This window comes from Streptomyces sp. NPDC020422, assembly GCF_044386705.1.
In the GTDB taxonomy this organism is placed as follows: domain Bacteria; phylum Actinomycetota; class Actinomycetes; order Streptomycetales; family Streptomycetaceae; genus Streptomyces.
Window position 1 is genome coordinate 318,597 of record NZ_JBIRVJ010000006.1, and the last position, 20,511, is coordinate 339,107.

Below are 20,511 nucleotides of genomic sequence, written 5' to 3' on the forward strand. Positions count from 1 at the left end.
CAGTCGCCCGCGTCCGACGAGAGGCAGTCCGCACATGCCCATCCCCGCCCGGCCCCGCCGCAAGGACGCCGACGCCGCTTCGAGGGACCGGGCCGACCGGCCCCGGCGCGAGCGGCCCGACGCCTCTGCCCCGCCACCGGGAACGCTGTCGGCGCTCCAACGGGCCGTCGGCAACGCCGCGGTGGCGCGGATGCTCGGCCAGGCCCGCGACGCGGGTGACGGCGACGGGCGGGCGGCGGACCGGCGGGCGGCGGCGCGGGAGGTGCTCAGGTCGGCCGGGCAGCCGCTCGACGGGGCCCTGCGCACGGAGATGGAGCAGCGGCTCGGTGCCGACTTCGCCGACGTACGGGTGCACACCGACCCCGTCGCGCAGCGCTCCGCGACCGAGCTCGGGGCCCGGGCGTACACCTCGGGCAACCACGTGGTGCTCACGGACGGCGGGCGGGACAAGCACACCCTCGCCCATGAGCTCACCCATGTCATCCAGCAGCGGCAGGGTCCGGTCGACGGGACGGACACCGGGGACGGGCTGCGGGTCAGCGAGCCGGGCGACCGCTTCGAGCGGGCCGCCGAGGCCAACGCGCGCCGGGTCATGTCCGCGCCGGTCCAGCGGTCCGCCGGGGTGCCGGACACGGCACCGTCGGCGGTGCCCGCCGGGCGGGCGGTGGTCCAGCGCAAGGGCCCCGAGGAGCTGGGGCCCTCGCTTCCGGCCGATCCCCCGCGCGCCGGCGGCCTGCTGGGACGGTTCGCGGCGCTGACCCGTACGCAGCCGGAGCCCACCGCGGGCCTGGTGACGCGCGTGCGCGAGAGCATCGCCGCCTACGACGCCGACCCCAACCGCGACCCCATGCACTGCCTCATGGCGCTGACCAGGCTGCAGTTCGAGATCGCTCCCGCGGAGGAGGACGCGACCGCGGCCGTGAAGCCCTTCCTGTCCGCGGCCCGCAAGGCCGTGGAGGACGAACTCGACCTGGTGCGGCGGCAGATCGCGCGCGACGACAGCCTCCCGGAAGAGGCCCGACAGCCGTTCCGGGCGATGACCGACGGCGGCCTGCTCTGGCAGCGCGAGGACTGGGCCGACAGCGCGGCCGCGTTCCACATGAAGGGCGCCGGCTACTTCCGCGAGCTGTCCGAGCTCAACCGGGCCGGCATGGGCAAGGAGATCGCCGGGCAGGGCGACCGGAGCTGGGTCGCCGAGGTGCGGACCAGGCTGACGTCGGCGCTCCGGCAGAGCGTGCTGTGCCACTACACGTCGCGGGAGCGGGCCGAGCAGATGCTCGCCGCGGGGCACATGAAGTCCAAGACCGAGCTGCTCAGGGCGGACCCCGGCGCGCCGAACAACTCGGAGGCGTACGACAAGCACGTGCTGGCCAACGAGGGCTTCGTCTTCTTCTTCCTGGAGGTCCCCGGCAGCCCCTTCCGCGAGACCCGGTTCGGCGGCTCGGAGCCGGTCCGCATCGAGATCCCGCTGCTCTCCTCGCCGCTGATGACCCAGGGCTGGCTCATGCTCAGCGACTTCGCCCAGCGCGAGTACCCCACCCTGCGCGCCAGGCCGGACGACCCGGCGCAGGCCCAGAGCAGGCTGGGCACGCGCGAGGAGAGCTTCTCTCCCGAGTTCACGGTCCCCGTGCGGAAGTTCGACGTGGGGGCCGGAGCCGCCGCCGACTCGATGGACCACGCGAAGATGACGGAGGAGATGATGGCCGAGGCGGACCCGGAGCGCCGCGGGCAGATCCCCTTCGCGATGACCCAGGCCCTCGCGGACCCGCACAGCGCCATGACGTACGGCTCCGGCGCCGGAGCCCGCGTCCACCCCGAGCGGCTGCGGTCCAACACGCTGATGGGCGCGGACATCGTGCCGGGTCTGGCGGAGCGGGCGATCGTGGAGATCCAGCGTCTCGACGCGGTGAATCCCCAGCTCGCGGCGGGGCTGAAGGCGATGTCGGGCGAGCGGCTGATGCAGTACCTGCTCAAGGACCTCCTGCGGCCGCAGGCGATGCTCCCGGGAACGGTCTCCCTCGACGCGGCCAGGGTGGTGCTGGCATCGGGTCAGCAGGTGACGGTCCCCGTGTCCTGACAGGCGGGTTTCGCGGGGGCTCGGTGGGGCCCGCGGGACTTGCCGCCTCTGCCTGAGAGCGCTCTCCTGAGAGCGCTCTCCTGAGAGCGCTCCATATTCAGCCTTCCTGTGTTTCGCCCCGAAAGCGGGACGGCGGACCGAAGTCCGCCGATTTGCACGGTGATGGGCTGCGAACGTACGTCCGCAAACCGGACAGGCGTCCTCCGCGTCGCGAAGGCATTTTCCGGACAGTGCGGACAAGGCGACGTTGCGCGGGCGCGCGGATACCCGAGGATGGGGCTGCGCCGCCTGGTTCACCTGAGGTCGTCGAGCACCCCGCTCACGTTCAGGACCTCGTGGCACTTCTGCGCTCGACGGCCCGTGGCCGGGGTGCCCGGCTTCGCGCAGGTCACCTGGATGGTCACGGTCTGGCTCTCGGTGATCCTGATGGGGGTGACCCAGTGGTAGTCCTGGTTGCGGAACGTCTCCAGTGCGATGGTCGTGATCTTGCGGTCGCCGAAGCCGATGGTCATGACGCCCTCGTCGCCCTGGAAGTTGGCCACGACGATGTCCGTGATCCCGAAGGCCTTGCCCGGGGGCACGGTGTACGTGCCGGTCGCCGTCCGGCCGCCGGAGGTCTCCAGGTCGATGGTGGCGGAGCCCTGCTGCCCGCCACCCGCGCCGCCCGCCCCGGTCCCCTTGCCGTCCCCGCCCGAGCCGGGCGCGGTGGTGCCGCCCGATCCGCCCGGCCGCGTGCCGTCCCCGGTGCCGGGCGGCCGGACGTTCGGGTCCGCGCTGGGCGCCGGTCGCTTCTGGACCACTTCGTCGGCGGCCTCCCTCGCGGTGCTGCGCACGGCCGGGCGCACCAGGGTGAACCAGGCGATCAGCAGCGCGAGCAGCGCCGCCAGCACGGCGAGCAGCCACCTCGGGAAGATCGGGATCTGGACGAACTCGCCCTCCAGCGGCGGCCGGACGAGGGCCGGATCCGGCGCCTCCGCGTCGTCGCGGGCCTCCGTCGCCGCCACCGTGAAGGGCCAGGACGAGGGCGTCCCGAACCACACCGGCCGGCCGGCCCGCACCCGGAGCCCCGCCTCCGCCGACTCGCCGGGCTCCAGCTCCTGGGCGGTGGGCTGGAAGGCGAACTTCAGCTCCTCGCCGGCCTGCCCGGCCGAGAAGGCCACCCGGACGGGGGCGTTGCCCTCGTTGCGGACGGCGAGCCGGTAGCGGCCGCGCAGCCAGCCGCGCCGACGGCGCGGGGCGAGGGCGGTCCGCAGCTCCCGGAACTCCTCGACGTGCACGACCGTCTCCGGGACCCGTACCGCCTCCGGGTGTTCGGTGGGCAGCACCCGCACGGCGAGCGGCACGTCCCCGGCCCGTACCTGCGGCGAGCGCGGCGGCTCCAGCCGGATCGTCACCGTCTCCGCGGTGCCGGGATAGAGCGAGACACGCTCGGGTTCCACCGTCGCCCAGGCGGCACAGTCGCCGACGACCTCCAGGCGGTACGCCTCGACGATGTCGCCGTCGTTGCGGACGGTGAGGCTGGTGGTCGCCGCGCCGCCGGGTACGACCGACACCCGCGGGATGTCGATACCGGGCGCGCCAGGGCTGGAAGAAGCAGCTGAGGACGTCACCCCGATGACGCTATGCCGGAGGCCCGAGGGCCTCCACGTGTGCGAGGGCAGCGCCCCGGGCAGCCGTGGTGCCTCACCAGGCTTCCCGACGGCGCCGCCCCGCTCACCCCGTTCTCTCCGCACAGTCACACCGAACAGGCAGGGGCCATGAGCCGAGACCAGCACCGCGAACCCGTCACCTCCTCTCCTCTCCCCGAACGGCGGCCCACGGTGGTCCCCGACCAGCGAACCACCGTGGTCCCCGACCGGCGGATCACCGTGGCCGTCTACGCCTCGGACCCGGTCCTGCACGTCGGGGTCGTCCACCAGCTGCGGCAACGCCCCGAGGTCGAGCTGGTCGACGAGGACCGGGCCGCCGACGCCCACGTCTCGCTCGTGACCGTGGACCGCGTGGACGACGAGGCCGCCGCGCTGCTCCGCCGATTACGCCACAACCCCCGGACCCGCACCGGTCTCGTGGTCGGCACCTTCGACTCCGGCGACGCCCTGCAACGGGCCATCGAGTGCGGCGTCACGGCCGTGCTGCGGCGCGCCGAGGCCGACCAGGACCGCCTGTTGCGGCTGGTCCTGGCGATGGCGAACGGCGAGGGCGTGCTTCCCGGCGACCTGCTCGCCAAGCTGCTGAGCCATGTCGGCAGCCTGCAGCGCTCGGCGCTCGACCCGCACGCCTCCTCGCTGTCCACGCTGACCCCGCGCGAGGCGGACATGCTGCGCCTCGTCTCGGAGGGCCTGGACACCGCCGAGATCGCGCGCAAGACCTCGTACTCGGAACGGACCGTCAAGAACGTGCTGCACGAGGTCATCACGCGCCTGGAGCTGCGCAACCGCACCCACGCCGTCGGCTACGCCCTGCGCAACGGCCTCATCTGACGTGCCGGGGGCCCGGCCCGGCCGCCCCGGCACACCGGCGCTGCCCCAAAGCGCACCCGTGGCTTCCCCCGGGTGCGGCCCGGGGGCCCTGCCGGACGGCGCCGTGCGGCGGGCAGGGTGGCCGGATCGTAGGAAACTGCACCGGACTGTGAGGTGGACCGTGAGGAGCACGGGCGGCTCCGGCGGCCGGCGGCACCGCTGGGGGAGGGTCGGCGCACCGTTGCTGCTGCTCGTCCCCCTGCTCGCGGTGACGGCGGCCTCCGCACCCGACGAGGCCGAGGCGGGACCGCGTGCCGCCGACGCCGGCGACGTCCGGATCGCGTACGCCGGGACGCGACACCGCAGTCTCGGAAGGGTGGCGGACAAGACCTCCACCATCCCGCTGTTCGGCGACGGCCCGGCCCATCTCGACGTCCAGCCCGCCGCGTCGGGCGACCTCATGGTCTTCGCCGGCCGCCGCGACGAGAAGACCCCCCAGGTCTATCTGCGAGCCGCCGACGGCACGGTGACTCGGCTGACCCACGGCCTCGACGCGGCGAACCCGCGGCTGACCCCCGACGGGCGCACGGTGGTGTTCGACTCCGCCCCGCCCGGCGGCGGTCCCCGCGACCTGTGGCGGGTGGCCACGGACGGGTCCGCGCTCACCCGCCTCACCGACACCCCCGCCGACGAGGTGCACCCCACCGTGTCGCCGGAGGGCGGACGGCTCGCGTACGTGAGCGACGCCGATCCCGTCGTCGGGCGGCAGGTGTACGTACGCCCGCTGGACGGCGGCGCCGCGACCCTGGTCAGCGACCCCACCCAGGGCACCGCGGGCGAACCCGTGTGGAACCCGGTGGACGACGCGGAGAACCGGGACGTGATCGCCTACACCGCCACCGGACCCGGCGGGCCGCGTCTGCGGTGGGCCGACGGGCGTACGGGCGTGGGCGGACCGCTGCTCTCCGGCACACAGGCGCAGTGGCGCACCCACGGGGCAGCCTGGCTGCCCGACGGGGACGGGCTGCTCTTCCTCAGCCCCGACCGCACCTGCGACTGCGAGGGCGACTGGGACCACGTCTTCCGGGTGACCGCGCACTCGGCCGATCCGCCCGCGGTCGTGCTCAGCGAGGACCGCGAGATCGGCCCGCCCACCTGGCTGGGGCCGCTCGACGGCGGTGGCGTGGTGGTCGAGCGGACCTCGGCGCCGGGGCCGCACGAGGTGACGCTCCAGGACATCCGGTCGGACGGCTCCGACCCCCGCGACCTCGGGCTTCGCCTCCTCAAGGAGGACCCGGCCGCCGACACCACCACCGATCCCGCGAACGATCCGCTGTTCCGCCCCGCTCCCGGTTTCGACCCGTGGACCGAGCGGCAGAACTACACCCCCGACGGGCGCAGGATCGTGGTGACCCGCTTCGAGGACTCACCCGACGGCCGGATCGAACGGATCCTGCTGGCGGACGCCGACGGCACGAACGAGGCGGCCCTCCCGCTGGCCGGCCGGGGCCCCCGCGACTGGGACACCGACCCGACCTACTCCCCCGACGGCAGGTTCCTGGCCTTCACCCGGACCTCGCCCGGCGGTGTCGGCGACGCCTCGGGCCCCGGCCGCATCCTCATCGCGGACGCCTCGACCGGGGCGCTGCGCGGGGAGATCGTCCCGCCGGCCGGACAGGCGCGGGGCGGCGACGCCCAGCCCACGTGGTCGTCCGACGGCACGACCCTGGCGTTCACCCGCAGCCACGTGATCAACGGCAACGGCGGCAACAAGCACATCTGGACCGTGCCCGTCGAGCACCTCGACCGGCAGCACGACCTGAGCGCCGACATGTGCCCGGCCGGCTGCGAGGTCATCGACGACAGTCCCGCGTTCTCGCCGGACGGCACCGTCATCGCCTTCAACCGCAAGAGCGGCGGCGGCCGCGTCGACGAACGCAACGGCCTCCTCCTCGCGTCCCCGGCCGGCGGCGCGTTCGACGCCGGCTGCCGCGTCCTGCTGCCCGACGCCGCCCGCGACGTCCCCGGGGCCTGCCACCGAGAGCTCCCCGACACCACGGCCACCGGGCCCTTCCAGCCCCGCGACGCGGCGTGGACGCCGGACGGCGCAAGCCTCGTGCTCAGCGCCCGTGCCGAAGTGGCGGCGAACAGCCCGGAGAAGCTGTACGTGGTGGACGTGGCCACCGGCGCGCGCACCCCGCTGACGGCCGGCCTGCCGGGCCGTCAGAAGGAGCCCGCCGTACAGCAGTCCGTCGACCTGGCGGTGGTGGCGCCCGGCACGGTGCCGCCGTCGACCGTCGGCGAGCCCGGAACCGTACGCGTGGACGTCGTCAACCACGGTCCGGCGGCGTCGCCCGGCACGCGGCTGACCATCGCGCCGCCGTTGGGCCTGACCGTCACGGGGATCGGCGCGCCCGGCGCCACGTGCGACGCGGCGGCGCTCACCTGCGCGCTGGGGGTCGTGCCGCCCGGTGCCACGGTCCCGGTGGACGTGACGTTCACCGGCAGCGTCCCCGGGAACCAGCCGGTGGACTGGTCAGTGACGGGCGCGGTGCTCGACCCGCGGCCGAGCGACAACTCGGGCAGGACGGTGGTGCCGGTGCGGGAGGTGCAGCCGACACCGACGCCGACGCCGAGCCCGACGTCGCCCCCCACTTCGACGCCGACCACGCCTCCCCCCTCGCCGTCGCCCCCCGCGCCGCCTTCTCCCCAGGCCGGACCCGGTGTGCGGATCAGCGCGCAGCCGAATCCGGGGTACGTGGGCGGGCGGGTCGTCCTGACGTACACGGTCCGCAACGGCCGCAACGCGCTGGCGACGGGCCTGAGGCTGCGCATCGGGCTGCCCCCGGGCGTCCCCCACAACGGGCCGCCGCCGGGCTGCGACGGCGCCTGGAACTGCGCGCTGCCGGACCTGGCGCCGGGCGCCCGCACGGTCCTGCAGGTCGTCCTGAGCCCCGACCGGGCCTTCACCGCGCGGGTCACCGGCCGGCTCACCACCAGCGGCACGGACGCCGACCTCCGCGACAACACCGCCCGGCAGCGCATCCGGGTGCTCCAGCCGCGCATCGTCGCGGTGCCGCCGATCGGCAAGCCCGGCTTCGTCACGTCCGTCCGCGGCAAGGACTTCCCGCCCGGGGTGCCCGTGCGGTTCACCTGGCGGCCCGGCATCACGGCGGCGGCGGCGCCGACCGTGCCCGGCGCGGACGGCTCCTTCATCGGCCAGCTGCTGATCCTCGCCAAGGACCAGACCGGACCGAGGGTCATCACCGCCGGCGGGCCCGGCTTCTCGCCCGTGCGGACCGACTTCCTCGTGGTGAGCGGCACGATCCAGCCGCCGGACGTGGTGGCCCGCCGATGATCCACGAGGTGGACGAGGCGCTGCGCCGACTGCTCGCGGAGTCCGGGCTCGAGGCGGCGGGAGTCGAGGTCGTCTTCGACGCCCCGACGCGCGACTGGGCGGCGCGGCGCAGCACACCGACGGTGTGCGTGTTCCTGTACGACATCCGCGAGGACCACACCCGGCGCGGCAGCGGCGCGGGCGAGGTGTACGACGAGGAGGGCTTCGTCGTCGCGCGGCGGACGCCGCCGCGGTGGTACGAACTGACGTACCTGGTCTCGGCGTGGGCGGGCCGCCCCGAGGACGAGCACCGGCTGCTGTCCCAGGTGCTCGTCTGCCTCGCGGCGGTCGACAACCTCCCCTCGCGCCTGCTCGGCGGGACGCTCGCCGAACTCGGCCTGCTCGTCCCCCTGGACTCGGGAGCCACCGGCCCCGACGCCCCTTCGGCCTCCGACGTGTGGTCGGCACTCGGCGGCGAGCTGAAGCCGTCGATCGGGCTGAGGGTCCGCGCGCCACTGGCGGGCATCAGCCGGGTCGCGGCCCCGCCGGTGACCGAGGGTCTGGTCGTGCGGTCGGCCCCGCGGCGCGACGGGGAGGACGGGCCGGGCGCCGACGAGGCCGCGCGCCGCCTGCGCTACACCGGGGTGGGCGAACCCGGACCGGACGAGGGCTTCGGCGGCCCCAGAGACCGTCGCCCCACTCCGGCCCGCCGGAGGCGGGGGGAACGGCAACCGTGAGCAGCACCTCACCAACGAGAACGGCGGAGGCGGGATCCGTGGCGGAGACGGTGTCCGTAGTGGAGACGGCGCCCGCGGCGGAGACGCCGACCGCACCGCAGGGCGGGCCCGCACCGCAGGGCGTGACCGCATCGCAGGGCGTGACCGCACCGCGGGGCGGGCCCACATCGGAGGGCGTGCCCGCACCGGGCAGGGAGCCCGCTTCGGGGCCGGGTGCGTCTTCGGGCGTTGCATCCGCGCGGGGTACGGGTCCCGTCCCGGATTCGGCACTCGCCGCGGAACACCCCACCGGCCTGGACGCGGCACTCGCCGCGGAACACCCCACCGGGCTGGATGCGGCACTCGCCGCGGAACGTGTTCCCGTCGCGGGCGGGGCACTCGGCGCCGAACGCGCTGCCGTCGCGGGCGGGGCACTCGCCGCCGAACGCGCCCCCGTACCAGGTGGGGCAGGCGCGCCAGGCGAAAGCGCCCCGGCCGACACGGGTACACCGCCCTCCCCCGGCCCGCCTCCCCCGCCGGAGCCGCCCGCCGCTCCCCCGTACCTGTGGAGTCGTCTGGGTCTCGTCGAGGAGCGGGTGCGGCGGGCCGTGGCGTTGCGGATCGCCGTCGATCCCGACCCGGACGACCCCTACCGGGGGCAGTTCCTCACGCCCGAGGCGGTCGCCCGCGTCCTGGACCCGCCGTTCGACCCGGCTCTTCCCGCGCTCGCCCCGGCGGCCCCGCCGCCCGATTCGCCGCTCGGTGTCCTGGCCGCCCGCTTCTCGCTGGCCCCCTGGGACCTGGACCTGCTCCTGGTCGCCCTGGCGCCCGACCTGGACGCCCGCTTCGAGCGGCTCTACGGCTACCTCAACGACGATCTGACGCGCCGTCGGCCCACCGTCGGGCTCGCCCTCGAACTGTGCGGCCTCACCGGCGTGCCGGCTGCCCGGTTCCGGCTCACCCACGCCGCGCCGCTCGTCGCCGGCGGGCTCATCGAAGTCACCGAACCCGAACGGCCGCCGCTGTCCCGCGTCCTGGTCGTCCCGGACCGGGTCACCGCGCATCTGCTCGGCGACTCCTCACCCGACCCCCTGCTCACCGAGGTCCTCCGGCGGGCCCCCGAGGACCCGGCGGTCGATCCGGCCGAGCTGGACCGGGCCGTCGCCGCGGCCGGCCACGGCCATGTGCACCTGCGCGCGAACGGCGGCGATGCCGAGGGGCTCGCCGCCGCCTCGCTGCGCGCCGGCGGGCTGCACGCCCTGCCGCTGGACCCGGCGGCACTGGGCCACCACGCCGGTTCGGTGACCACGCTCGCCCGGGCCGTCGCCCGCGAGGCACGGCTGGCGGGCGCGGGCGTGCTGCTCGGCCCGCTGGAGGAACTGCCCGACCGACCCGACGAACGGGCGCGTGTCCTGCGCACGTTCTGCGGGGAGCTGCGCGGCATCCCGCTGTTCACCTACGGCACGAGCGGGTGGGAACCCGCCTGGGCCGCCGACACTCCCGTCACCCTGGCGGTGGCGGCGCCCTCGCCCGACCGGCAGGCGGCCCGCTGGCGGCACGCCCTGGAGAGCGAGGGGCCGGGGCGGTGGGGCGCCCCCGACACCGCCGCCCTCGCCCGGTCCGTCGCCGCCCACCGTCTCGGCGCCGCGCAGCTCCGCCGCGCCGCCGGCGCCGCGGTGCGGACGGCCGCGCTCGACGCCCGTGCGGTGTCCCCGGACGACCTTCGCGCCGCCGTACGGGCCCAGAACGGTGCCGGTCTCGCCCGCCTGGCCCGCCGGGTGGAGCCCGCGGTGGGATGGGAGGACCTCGTGCTGCCGGACGCCACGCACCGGCAGCTCAGAGAGCTCGCGGTGCGGGCGCGCCATCGCGACCAGGTGCTGGGGCGGTGGGGGATGCGCCCCGGCGGCGGGCGCGGGCGCGGGGTGATCGCGCTGTTCGCCGGGCCGTCCGGTACGGGCAAGACCATGTCCGCCGAGGTCGTGGCGGCGGACCTGGGCATGGACCTGTACGTGGTGGACCTGTCCACGGTCGTCGACAAGTACGTCGGCGAGACCGAGAAGAACCTGGAGCGGATCTTCACGGAGGCGGCGGCCGTCAACGCGGTGCTGCTGTTCGACGAGGCCGACGCGATCTTCGGCAAGCGAGCGGAGGTGAAGGACGCGCACGACCGGCACGCCAACATCGAGTCGGCCTATCTGCTCCAGCGGATGGAGTCCTTCGACGGCATCGCCGTGCTGACGACCAACCTCCGCGCCAACCTGGACGAGGCGTTCACCCGTCGTCTGGACGTGGTCGCGGACTTCCCCGTGCCCGACGCCACCCAGCGTCTTGCCCTGTGGGAACGGTGTCTGGGCGAGCGGCTGCCCCGCGCCGAGGACCTCGATCTCCGCTTCTGCGCGGACCGGTTCGAGCTGGCCGGCGGTTCGATCCGCGCCTGCGCGGTCACCGCCGCCTATTCCGCCGCCGAGTCCGGCACGCCGCTGACCATGGTCCAGCTGGTGACGGCCGTCGCCCAGGAGTACCGCAAGCTGGGCCGCCTGGTCCTGGAGGGCGAGTTCGGTCCCTACCTGGCCCGGGTCGCCCACGTCTGACGCCCGGGGAGGGCAGCGCGCCTGCCCCCGGCCAGGTCCGTGTGCCCCTGCCGCCGCCGACGCCCGCCGGAAAGGCTGGGACGTACGTGATCACCGCGTGGCGCCACACGTGGCCGAAGGAAGGAGCGAGCATGCCGACGTACCTCACCCCGGGCGTGTACGTGGAGGAGGTGCAGTCCGGTGCTCGCCCGATCGAAGGGGTCGGCACCGCCGTCGCCGCGTTCCTCGGGTTCGCCCAGAACGGGCCCTTCCACGAGCCGACCCTGGTCACCAGCTGGGACCAGTACACGCAGCTGTTCGGCGGCTTCACCACGGGCGCCTACCTGCCTCAGGCGGTCTACGGCTACTTCGCCAACGGCGGCGGTGCCGCGTACATCGTGCGGGTGGGCCGGGGCGCACAGGGCGGTGCGGGGGCCGGATCTCCCGCCGGGGCCGAGGCGCTCCCCGCGGCCCAGCCGGTCGAGCTCGGCGGCTTCCGGGTCTCGGCCCGCCCCGGCGTCAGCGGCGTGTCCGTCGAGATCGCCGACGTGGAGGGCGAGAACCCGCCCGAGGACCGCTTCAGGGTCCTGGTCCGCCAGGGCGACCAGGTGGCGGAGTCCTACGAGGTGTCCACCCGCAAGAGCGTCAAGGGCTACTTCGTCACCCAGACCCGCGCCTCGAAGCTCATCGAGGTCGTCGAGCGCGAGGCCGCCCCGAACCGGCCCCCCTCCCAGACCGTCGCCCTGCCCGACGCCCCGGCCGCCACCCCGGCCCCGCACGGCGCCACCACCCGGCTCGACCCGGCCGAGTACGTCGGCGACTCGGACGCCCGCACCGGCTTCGCCGGCCTGGAGACGATCGACGAGATCACGATGGTGGCGGTGCCGGACCTGATGAGCGCCTACGAGCGCGGCGACATCGACGCCGAGGGGGTGCGGACCGTGCAACTCGCGGTCATCTCGCACTGCGAGCAGATGGGCGACCGCGTGGCCGTCCTCGACACCCCGCCCGGGCTCTCCGCCCAGCAGGTACGCCAGTGGCGCAACGAGGAGGCGGGCTACGACTCGCGCTACGCCACCCTGTACTACCCCTGGGTGCGGGTCTTCGATCCGGCCGCCGGGCGCAACACGACCGTCCCGCCGAGCGGCCACGTCGCCGGCGTGTGGGCGCGCAGCGACGCCGAACGCGGCGTGCACAAGGCCCCCGCCAACGAGGTCATCCGCGGCGTCGTGGACCTCGAACTGAGGCTCAGCAAGGGCGAGCAGGACCTGCTGAACCCGATCGGCGTGAACTGCGTGCGCGCCTTCCCCGGACGCGGCATCCGGATCTGGGGCGCCCGGACCCTCTCCTCGGACCCGGCCTGGCGCTATCTCAATGTGCGCCGCCTCTTCAACTACCTGGAGGAGTCCATTCTCCTGGGCACCCAGTGGGTGGTCTTCGAGCCGAACGACGACCGGCTCTGGTCCAGCATCCGGCGCAACGTCACCGCGTTCCTCACCGAGGAGTGGCGGCGGGGCGCGCTGTTCGGCCGGACGGCGGCGGACGCCTTCTACGTGAAGTGCGACCGGGACAACAACCCGCAGGAGTCGATCGACCAGGGCCGTGTGGTCTGCGAGATCGGCGTGGCGCCCGTCAAGCCGGCCGAGTTCGTGGTGTTCCGGCTGGCCCAGTTCTCGGACAGCACCAGCCTCATCGACGAGTGAGACCGAGCGGGGCCGAGACGGACGGCGACGGACCGCGACGGACCAAGGCGGACCGAGACGGACCGAGACGGACCGAGACGAGCGAAGCAGCCGCGGACGGACACGGATGAACGCGGGCGGGCTCGGATGAACGCGCGCGGGCTCGACGGGCTCCGACGGGCTCGGACGGACTGAGACGGACTGAGACAGCGAGAAAGGTGTAGACGGTCATGGCAGAGGGCGATGCTCTTTCCACCCATGTCTTCGGCGTGCAACTGGGCGGCTACCTGGTCGAGTCGATCCAGGAGATCAGCGGACTGAGCGTCGAGGAGGAGGTCGTCGAGGTCCGCCAGGTCAGCTCGACGGGCAAGCAGATCATCCGCAAGCAGCCCGGCGCGCGGCAGGCCGGCGAGATCACGATCACCCGGGGGCTCGACAAGAGCAGCGAGTTCACCAAGTGGATCAAGGAGACGCTCAACAACGGGGCCGTCGACGCCGCTCGGCAGAACATCACCATCGAGATCAAGGACAGCACGGGAGCGACCGTCCGGCGCATCCAGCTGATGCAGGGGTGGGCGTCCAAGTGGGAGGGCCCCTCGCTGAAGGCCGGGGAGTCGTCCGGGGCCACCGAGACCGTGACCATCGTGTTCGAGGAGATCATCGTCGAATGAGGCGTCGTACGGTGACGGCGGGCAGCCTGGAGGAGATCCTCCAGGCCACGGCGCCCGCCCCGGCCTCCGAGCAGCCCACCCCCGCCGCCGCACCGGCGCCGCGGGCGGAGCACGGGCTGCGCACCGATTTCGAGTTCGAGCTGCCCCGCGGGTACGTGGACGAGGACGGCACCCTGCACCGGCACGGTGCGATGCGGCTCGCCACGGCGCGGGACGAGCTGCGGCCCCAGATCGACCTGCGGGTCAAGGAGAACCCCGCGTACCTGAGCGTGGTGCTGCTCAGCCAGGTGATCACCAGGCTCGGCACGCTCACCGACGTGCACGCGGGGATCGTGGAGCGGATGTACGCGACCGACGTCGCGTTCCTCCAGGACTTCTACCGCCGCGTCAACAGCGAGGGCCACACCCGCGCGGCCGTCACCTGCCCGCACTGCGAGGGCGGCTTCGAGGTCGACCTCTCCGGTGGGCGCCTGGGGGAATCGTGACGTACGCGCTCCCCCGGCTGCGGGAGGAGATCGCGTACATCGCCTACCACTTCCACTGGCAGCGCGACGACATCCTCGACCTGACCCATGGCGAACGCCAGGACTGGGTGGCCGAGATCGCCCGTATCAACACCCGCGTGAACGAAGGCGGTCGAGCATGACGTGGCGCGACAGGCTGCGCCGACGGGCCGCCGCGGGGTCGGACCCGGCAGCGCCCGTGACCCCGGCGCCCGTGGCCACGCCGTCCGCGCCCCAGGACGCCGCGGCCACCGGGGAGTTCGGCGTGCCCGCGGACTGGGACGGCGGCTGGCGCATGACGACGGCACCCCGCCTCACCGTCTCCCGGGCCCCGCTGGGCGTCAGCGACGGCCTCGTCTTCCGCTCCGGCCTGGCCGCCTGGCAGAACCCGTCCTTCGACGCCGGCCTCGCCCACGCCGTGGTCCCCTCGGCCCCACCCGGCCTCGTCCGCGGGGTGGCCCGCCCCGCCACCGAGCCCGCGACGTACGGCGGGGGCGGGCCCTTGCTGCTGCGGGCCATGCGCCTGGACGAGGCGGAGGCGTCCGCCGGGACGGAGGGGCAGGAGCCCGGCTCCGTACAGCGCGCCCCCGCGGCGCCCGGCGGTGGGCGACCGGCCACCGCGCCCGAGGCGCCGTTGTCCGGCGCGGACGTGTCGGTCCCCGGGCCCGGCCCGGTTCGCGACACCGGCGCGGTCACACCCACGCCCAGTGCCGTGCCGCCCGGCACCGACGGTCCTCCGGGCCCGGTCGTGGCGCGGGCCGTCTCGCCGGGTGAGGAGCCGGGCGCGGGCCAGGCGGGCCCGGACACGCAGAGGCGCCGGACCGCGGGCGACGCGGCGAGGACACCGTCGGAACGGCCTTCTCCGCGGGGGTCGGGAGCGGGCCAGCGCGAGAGCCGGGTGCCTTCCGCACGCCCCGCTGCCGGCGCCGCCGTCCAGCGGGCCGAGGCGGAAGGGGGAGCGGCCGATCCCGGCGGCGCGCCGGGAAGGCACGGAGTCCCCTCGCCCCCCGTCCCCGAAGCGACCGCGCAGCGGGCCGGCTCGACGAGCCCCGCGCCGGACACCCGGGGCCTTCTCTCTCCCCCCGCCCTCGGAACCGGCACGCACCGTGCCGAGCCGGCCGACGACGCGGCCGGGGCGCCCCTCGCGCCCCCGGACAGCCAAGGGCTCCCCTTGGCCACGGTCCCCGGAGCATCCGCGGCGCGGGCCGGGTCGACGCACGGCACGGGTGACTCCGGCGCCGCGCCGGAACGGCCTGGCCGCCGGTCGAGCTCCGCCCCCGGAGCTGCCCTGCAGCGCGCCCGGCCGACCGGTGACACCGCCGGGCCCCACGGCGCCCCAGGCAGCAGGGGGCTCCCCTCGGAAGCCGCCTCCGGGCCTGCCGCCGTGCAGCGCGCCGGGTCGACGCACGGCGCGGGCGAACCCGGCGCCGCGCCCGAGCGGCCTGGCCGCCGGTCGAGCACCACCCCCGGAGCTGCCCCGCAGCGCGGCGAGTCGGTCAAGGGCACGCGCGAGGGGCCGGGCGGGGGTGCGGTCGAGGGCGCGGTCGAGCCCGGCAGCGCCCCGGGGCGGAAGGGAATGCCCTCGGCCCCCGCCCCCGCAGCCGCCCAGCGGCGCGCCGATGTGCGGGCGACGCCGTCACGCCCGCCGGCCACCGAACCCGGCGGCGAACCCGGCGCCGAACCCGGCAGCGAGTCCGGCATCGAGGCCGGCAGCCGCGGGCTCCTGGCTCCCCTCGCTCCTCGCGCTCCCGGAGCCCCCCTTCAACGGGCCGAGTCGAGCGCCCGCACCGCTCCGGCCCGCGATCAAGTGCTGCCCGACTTCCCGGTGGTTCGTCGTATCGCCGTCGTCCCCGAGACCCCCGTGGACGGATCCCCGACGAGGGGCACGGCCGCCGGGCGCGGCGCCGGTCCGTCCCCCGCCTCTCCCCCGTCCGCCCAGCGGGCCGTTGCCGACGGCGCCGGCTCCCCTGACCGCGGGCAGGGACCGGCGGGCTTCGTGGTCCGCCCTCGTGCCGTCGGGCGTGCGCAGGCGGTCGCGCGGATCCCCCTCATGCCCAGGCGCAACGTGGCCGTCGTGCCCTCGCGCCAGGGCGAGCCTGCCCCGGGCCCGACCTCCCCCGCCTCGGTGCAACGGGCGGGGAAGGCACCGCTCGGCGCTCCGCTGGCGGCGCTGCCGCCCACCGCCCAGGTGCCCGCGGCCGTGACCGTCGGCCCGTCGATGCCCGTGGTGCAGCGCCAGGCCGACGGACCGGAGACGTCCGGGGGGACCGAGTCCCCGCGGTCCGAGTCGCGGCGGAAGGACCGGGCCGCGCCCGCCACGACGGACTCCCCCACCGGGCCGCGCGCACGGAGCGGGCTCGGAGCCCCCTTGCCCGCGCTGCCGCCGAGCGCGGCGCGTGCCGGGTCGCCCGCCTCCGTCCACCGTGCCCCCGCTCCCGCGCCCCCTGCCGCTCCCGTACCCGCTCCCGTACAAGTGCCGCCCACGGCACCGCTGTCGGGGGCGGGGAACGTCGCGCGAACCCCGCGTCCCCCGCTCGTGCAGCGGGCCGGCGGGACGTCATCGAGCGGCGATTCCCTCCCCGTTCCGCTCGTCGTCCCCGATCCCGTCTCCGACAGCCCGGCTCACCGCGGGGCCGCCCCCTCCCCCGCCCTCCAGCTCCTGGCGGCCCGCCCGCTGGACCTGGGTCTGGACGTCGTGGAGGCGGAAGTCCCGGCCGCGGCACGGCGTCCCGTGGTCCCCGCGCGCTGGCCGGCGGCCCCGGAGGTGCAGCGCGCAACGGTCAGGCCGGTCTCCGCCGGTGGCGCCGCCGCGGGCCACCGACCGTCGCCCGCGCGGGCGACGGGGCCGGAGCCCGGCCCGCACGGTACGCCCCTCCCCGTGGCCGGTCCCACGGCACCGCCCCTCGTCGTCCAGTCGTCGGCCCCGGACCGCCCGGGCCCGGCGGCGATGCCCCCGGCAGCGGTCGGCGCCCCCGGTGCCCCCAACGCCCGCGGTGCCACAAAGCCGCCACGGGCACCGGCTCCGGCACCGACACCGACACCGAGCCCGCCATCGCCCCAGCAACGCCCCGCACCCGGCGGCACCCGACCGGTCCAAGCGGCCACGCCGTCGCGCAGCTCCCCCCGGGCGCGCGACACCACACCGCACGGATCCGACGACGAGCTGGACGATCTGGCCCGCCGGCTGCTCGACCCGGTCGCACGGCTGCTGCGCACCGAGTTGCGGCGCGGTCGGGAACGCGCGGGCAGGCCCTTCGACGGACGTCGTTGAGGACACGGGCCAACGGGCCAACTGGCCAACTGGCCAACGGGCCAACGAGCGAACCGGCCAACGAGCGAACTGGCGAACTGGCGAGAGAGAGACGGCGGAAACCGATGACCGACAGCATCTTCGCGACCAGCGTGTTCTTCCGGCTGGCGATCGGCGGCAACGACCTGGGCGCGTTCCACACGTGCTCCGGCATGGGTGCCGAGGTCGAGATGGAGAGCTACGCCGAGGGCGGCAACAACGGCTTCACCTGGCAGCTGCCGGGCCGCGTGACGTGGTCGAACATCACCCTCACCCGGCCGGTCACCGCCGACACGGCGAAGATCGGGCGGTGGCTGGACGAGACGTTGCGGAGGGTCGAGCCCAAGGACGGCGAGATCGTGGCGCTGCGGCCGGACCTGAGCCGGATCATCAGCTGGCAGGTCTTCGGGATCGTGCCCGTGCGCTGGCAAGGGCCGTCGTTCGATCCCGCCGACTCCCAGGCGGCGGTGGAGTCCCTGGAGATCGCCCACGCGGGGATCCTGCCCTCCTGAAAGGAGTTCGCCGCATGCCCGCCTCCGCCCGCACCAGCCGTGCCAGGGCCCAGCTCACCCTGAAGGAGCCCCCCGCCTCGGTCGGGGCCAAGCCCGGCGGGACCATCGCCCGCCTCGACCTCCAGTTCAACCCGTCGTCCCTGGAGCTGCGCAAGACGACGGAGTGGCGGCGCTCGCCGTCCCGGATGGCCGGGCAGTCGGCGCTGCCCGAGTTCGTGGGCAGCGGCCCGCGCGCGCTGAGCCTGGAGATCTTCCTGGACGCCACCGCCACGCACGACAACTCGGTGGAACAGGCGGTGGAGAAGCTGATGAAGGCGTGTGTGCCGACCCCGGCCAGTCTGGGCCGCAAGAAGCCGGCGAGCCCGTGGGTGCGGTTCGAGTGGGGCAACGCGCGGACGACGTCGTTCGACGGGGTGCTCTCCAGCCTGTCGGTGACGTACACGCTCTTCGACGTGGACGGCAAGCCGCTGCGGGCGACCTGCGCGCTGTCGATCGAGGAGGCGAGCGTCGACCCGCCCGGCCAGAACCCGACGTCCGGCGGGCGGATGGCACGCAGCACGCACACCGTGGTGGCGGGCGACAGCCTGGCGATGCTGGCCTGGCACGAGTACGGCGACGCGACGGCCTGGCGCGCCATCGCGGAGGCCAACGGGATCGACGATCCGATGGCGCTCGTCCCCGGCACCGAGCTCGTGGTGCCCGGCCTGCGGGACGCGGCCGACGACGAGGAGGAGCGATGAGCACGTCCGATGCCGGGGGCCGGTCCTTCGCGGCCGATCCCATCGTGGAGGCGCCCGGGGAGCTGCCGCAGGTCTGGGCCGCGCAGCTGGTGAGTTGCGTGGTCGACGAGAACGTGGCGCTGCCCGACACGGCGGTCCTCACGTATCGCGACCCCGACCACGAGTTCCTGCGTGCCACCGGCATCACGATCGGCACTCCGCTGCGGGTGTCGGTGGTCACGGTGAAGGGCCAGGCGCGGGAGCGTCTGTTCAACGGCGAGGTGACGGCCCTGGAGATCGACCGGGACCGCACCGGTTCGTTCACGGTCGTACGCGCCTACTCCAAGGCCCACCGTCTCCAGCGCGGCCGCCGGGTCGTGGCGTACCGGAACATGACGGCCGCCGCCATCGTCCGCAAGGTGGCCGCCGGCGCGGGGCTGGCGGTCGGAAAGGTGGAGGCCGCGCCCGTCACGTACCCGCAGCTGTCCCAGGCGAACGTCTCCGACTGGGACTTCCTGCAGTTCCTCGCCGCTGAGAGCGGCGCGCAGGTGCGGGTGGACGACAAGGGGATCCTCCAGTTCGTCCGGCCGGTGAAGGCGTCGGGCGCGCCCGCCCCGTCGACGTCGGCGACCCGGGACCCGATGGTGCTGGAGTACGGGCGCAACCTGCTGGCCCTGCGGGCGGCGCTGTCGGCCGCCGACGGCGCGGCGAAGGTGCGGGTGCGCGGCTGGGACGTGACCACCAAGCGGCCGCTGGTCGCCGAGCGGCCGGCCGTGGTCAGCGACACGGTGGTCCCGGGACTGGGCCCGGGGGCCGCCGCGCGGTTCGGGGCGGCGACCGTGACGGTCACCGACACGCCGTACCGTACCCAGGCCGAGACGACGGCGGTGGCGGGTGCGACGGCGGCTCAGATCAGTGCCGGTTTCGGCGAGCTGGAGGCGGTGGCCGAGGGCAATCCGCTGTTGCGGGCGGGCAAGGCGGTGGCCCTGGGCAATGTGGGCCCCGCGTTCTCCGGCCGGTACACGGCGTCGGCCGTGCAGCACGTCCTGGAGCCGCACGGCGGCTACCGGACCACGGTGTGGGTCAGTGCCAGCCCGGACCGCTCCCTCACCGGCCTGGTGACGGGCGCCAACGCGCCCGGGCGCGGCCCTCGCATCCCCGGCCTCGCGATCGGCGTGGTCACGGACGTACGGGAGCCGGACGGCTCACAGCGCGGAGCGGTGCGCCTGAGGTTCCCGTGGCTGGACGACACCTATGTGACCGACTGGGTGCGCACGGTCCAGTGGGGCGGCAAGGGCGGTGGTGGCGTGGTGAGCCCCGAGGTGAACGACGAGGTGCTCGTCGGCTTCGAGCAGGGGCTGCTGGACAGTCCGTACGTCATCGGCGGTCTCTACAACGGTGTGGACCAGCCCTCGCCGCACGACGTGCCGCTGATCGACCGGACCAGCGGCAAGGTCAACCGGCGTTCGGTGGTGTCGCGTTCGGGTCATCGCGTGGAGCTGCTCGACGCGCCGGCGCCCGGCCCGTCGGGGCTGCGCCTGGTGACCGGGGACGAGCGCCTGGAGGTGCGCATGGACGACCGTCGTGACCGGATCGAGCTCACGGTGTACGCCGGGCGCAACCGTCCGCTGAGCTCCGTCCTGCTCGACCGCGACGGCATCACGCTCGACGCCGGGAAGGGCACGGTGAAGGTGACGGGCCGCCAGGTGGACATCGACGGTACGGCGGGGGTGAGCGTCGGCGGGCGGACGGTCCGCGTGAACGGCACCGCGGACGTCACCGTCGACGGCGGTCTGCTGGCCGTCCTGAAGGCCCGGCTCATCCGGATCAACTGAGGCCGCGGTCATGTTCTTTCTGTCGCCCCCGGCCTCCCCGTCGCCCCCGTCGCCCCCGTCGCCCCCGTCGCCCCCGGCGCCCCCGTCATCCCCGCCGCCCCCGTCATCCCCGCCGCCTCCCTCGCCCCGACCTCCAGGAGC

The 20,511-nt window shown here is 75.1% G+C and carries 14 protein-coding genes; 13 read left to right on the forward strand and 1 reads right to left on the reverse strand.

The genetic code is table 11. The annotated features are described in order from the left end of the window. Positions 1 to 34: 34 nt before the first annotated feature. A complete protein-coding gene (locus ACH414_RS18445; RefSeq protein WP_391768902.1) occupies positions 35 to 2,077 on the forward strand; it encodes a DUF4157 domain-containing protein in 2,043 nt (680 codons plus the stop codon). 293 nt (positions 2,078 to 2,370) lie between these two features. On the opposite strand, the gene ACH414_RS18450 is transcribed toward ACH414_RS18445, so the two are convergent. Beyond that, positions 2,371 to 3,630, reverse strand: a complete 1,260-nt coding sequence (locus tag ACH414_RS18450; protein WP_382533740.1) for a hydrolytic protein — start codon at positions 3,628 to 3,630, stop codon at positions 2,371 to 2,373. 204 nt (positions 3,631 to 3,834) lie between these two features. On the opposite strand from ACH414_RS18450, the gene ACH414_RS18455 reads away from it, so the two are divergent. From ACH414_RS18455 to ACH414_RS18510, 12 genes are all read left to right on the forward strand, one after another. Continuing rightward, positions 3,835 to 4,557 (forward strand): response regulator transcription factor, encoded by a 723-nt coding sequence (locus ACH414_RS18455; protein WP_398942467.1) that lies wholly within the window; start codon positions 3,835 to 3,837, stop codon positions 4,555 to 4,557. A 160-nt stretch (positions 4,558 to 4,717) separates the two neighbouring features. After that, positions 4,718 to 7,894: a hypothetical protein gene (locus tag ACH414_RS18460; RefSeq protein WP_398942468.1), complete on the forward strand. Its 3,177-nt coding sequence runs from the start codon at positions 4,718 to 4,720 to the stop codon at positions 7,892 to 7,894. Then, positions 7,891 to 8,610: a DUF4255 domain-containing protein gene (locus ACH414_RS18465; protein WP_382533735.1), complete on the forward strand. Its 720-nt coding sequence runs from the start codon at positions 7,891 to 7,893 to the stop codon at positions 8,608 to 8,610. The genes ACH414_RS18460 and ACH414_RS18465 overlap by 4 nt, the downstream gene beginning before the upstream one ends. A gap of 575 nt (positions 8,611 to 9,185) precedes the next feature. Further along, positions 9,186 to 11,180, forward strand: a complete 1,995-nt coding sequence (locus tag ACH414_RS18470) for an AAA family ATPase (RefSeq protein ID WP_398942471.1) — start codon at positions 9,186 to 9,188, stop codon at positions 11,178 to 11,180. A gap of 131 nt (positions 11,181 to 11,311) precedes the next feature. Further along, positions 11,312 to 12,862 carry a phage tail sheath family protein gene (locus ACH414_RS18475; protein ID WP_398942473.1) on the forward strand — a complete coding sequence of 517 codons (1,551 nt, stop codon included), beginning with the start codon at positions 11,312 to 11,314 and terminating at the stop codon, positions 12,860 to 12,862. Positions 12,863 to 13,071: 209 nt separating this feature from the next. Continuing rightward, on the forward strand, positions 13,072 to 13,512 hold the full coding sequence (locus ACH414_RS18480; protein WP_382533729.1) for a phage tail protein: 441 nt from the start codon (positions 13,072 to 13,074) through the stop codon (positions 13,510 to 13,512). Continuing rightward, positions 13,509 to 13,997 carry a hypothetical protein gene (locus tag ACH414_RS18485; RefSeq protein WP_382533727.1) on the forward strand — a complete coding sequence of 163 codons (489 nt, stop codon included), beginning with the start codon at positions 13,509 to 13,511 and terminating at the stop codon, positions 13,995 to 13,997. Before ACH414_RS18480 ends, ACH414_RS18485 begins: the two co-directional genes overlap by 4 nt. Next, the gene (locus ACH414_RS18490) at positions 13,994 to 14,158 is read left to right on the forward strand and encodes a DUF6760 family protein (RefSeq protein WP_382533725.1); all 165 of its coding nucleotides are present in this window, start codon (positions 13,994 to 13,996) and stop codon (positions 14,156 to 14,158) included. Before ACH414_RS18485 ends, ACH414_RS18490 begins: the two co-directional genes overlap by 4 nt. Beyond that, a complete protein-coding gene (locus ACH414_RS18495; RefSeq protein WP_398942476.1) occupies positions 14,155 to 17,286 on the forward strand; it encodes a hypothetical protein in 3,132 nt (1,043 codons plus the stop codon). The genes ACH414_RS18490 and ACH414_RS18495 overlap by 4 nt, the downstream gene beginning before the upstream one ends. A gap of 104 nt (positions 17,287 to 17,390) precedes the next feature. Further along, entirely contained in the window at positions 17,391 to 17,816 is a 426-nt protein-coding gene (locus ACH414_RS18500) for a phage tail protein (protein ID WP_386566690.1), read from the forward strand. A gap of 14 nt (positions 17,817 to 17,830) precedes the next feature. Next, on the forward strand, positions 17,831 to 18,556 hold the full coding sequence (locus ACH414_RS18505; RefSeq protein ID WP_386566688.1) for a LysM peptidoglycan-binding domain-containing protein: 726 nt from the start codon (positions 17,831 to 17,833) through the stop codon (positions 18,554 to 18,556). Then, entirely contained in the window at positions 18,553 to 20,370 is a 1,818-nt protein-coding gene (locus ACH414_RS18510) for a VgrG-related protein (protein WP_391768906.1), read from the forward strand. Before ACH414_RS18505 ends, ACH414_RS18510 begins: the two co-directional genes overlap by 4 nt. Positions 20,371 to 20,511: the final 141 nt, after the last annotated feature.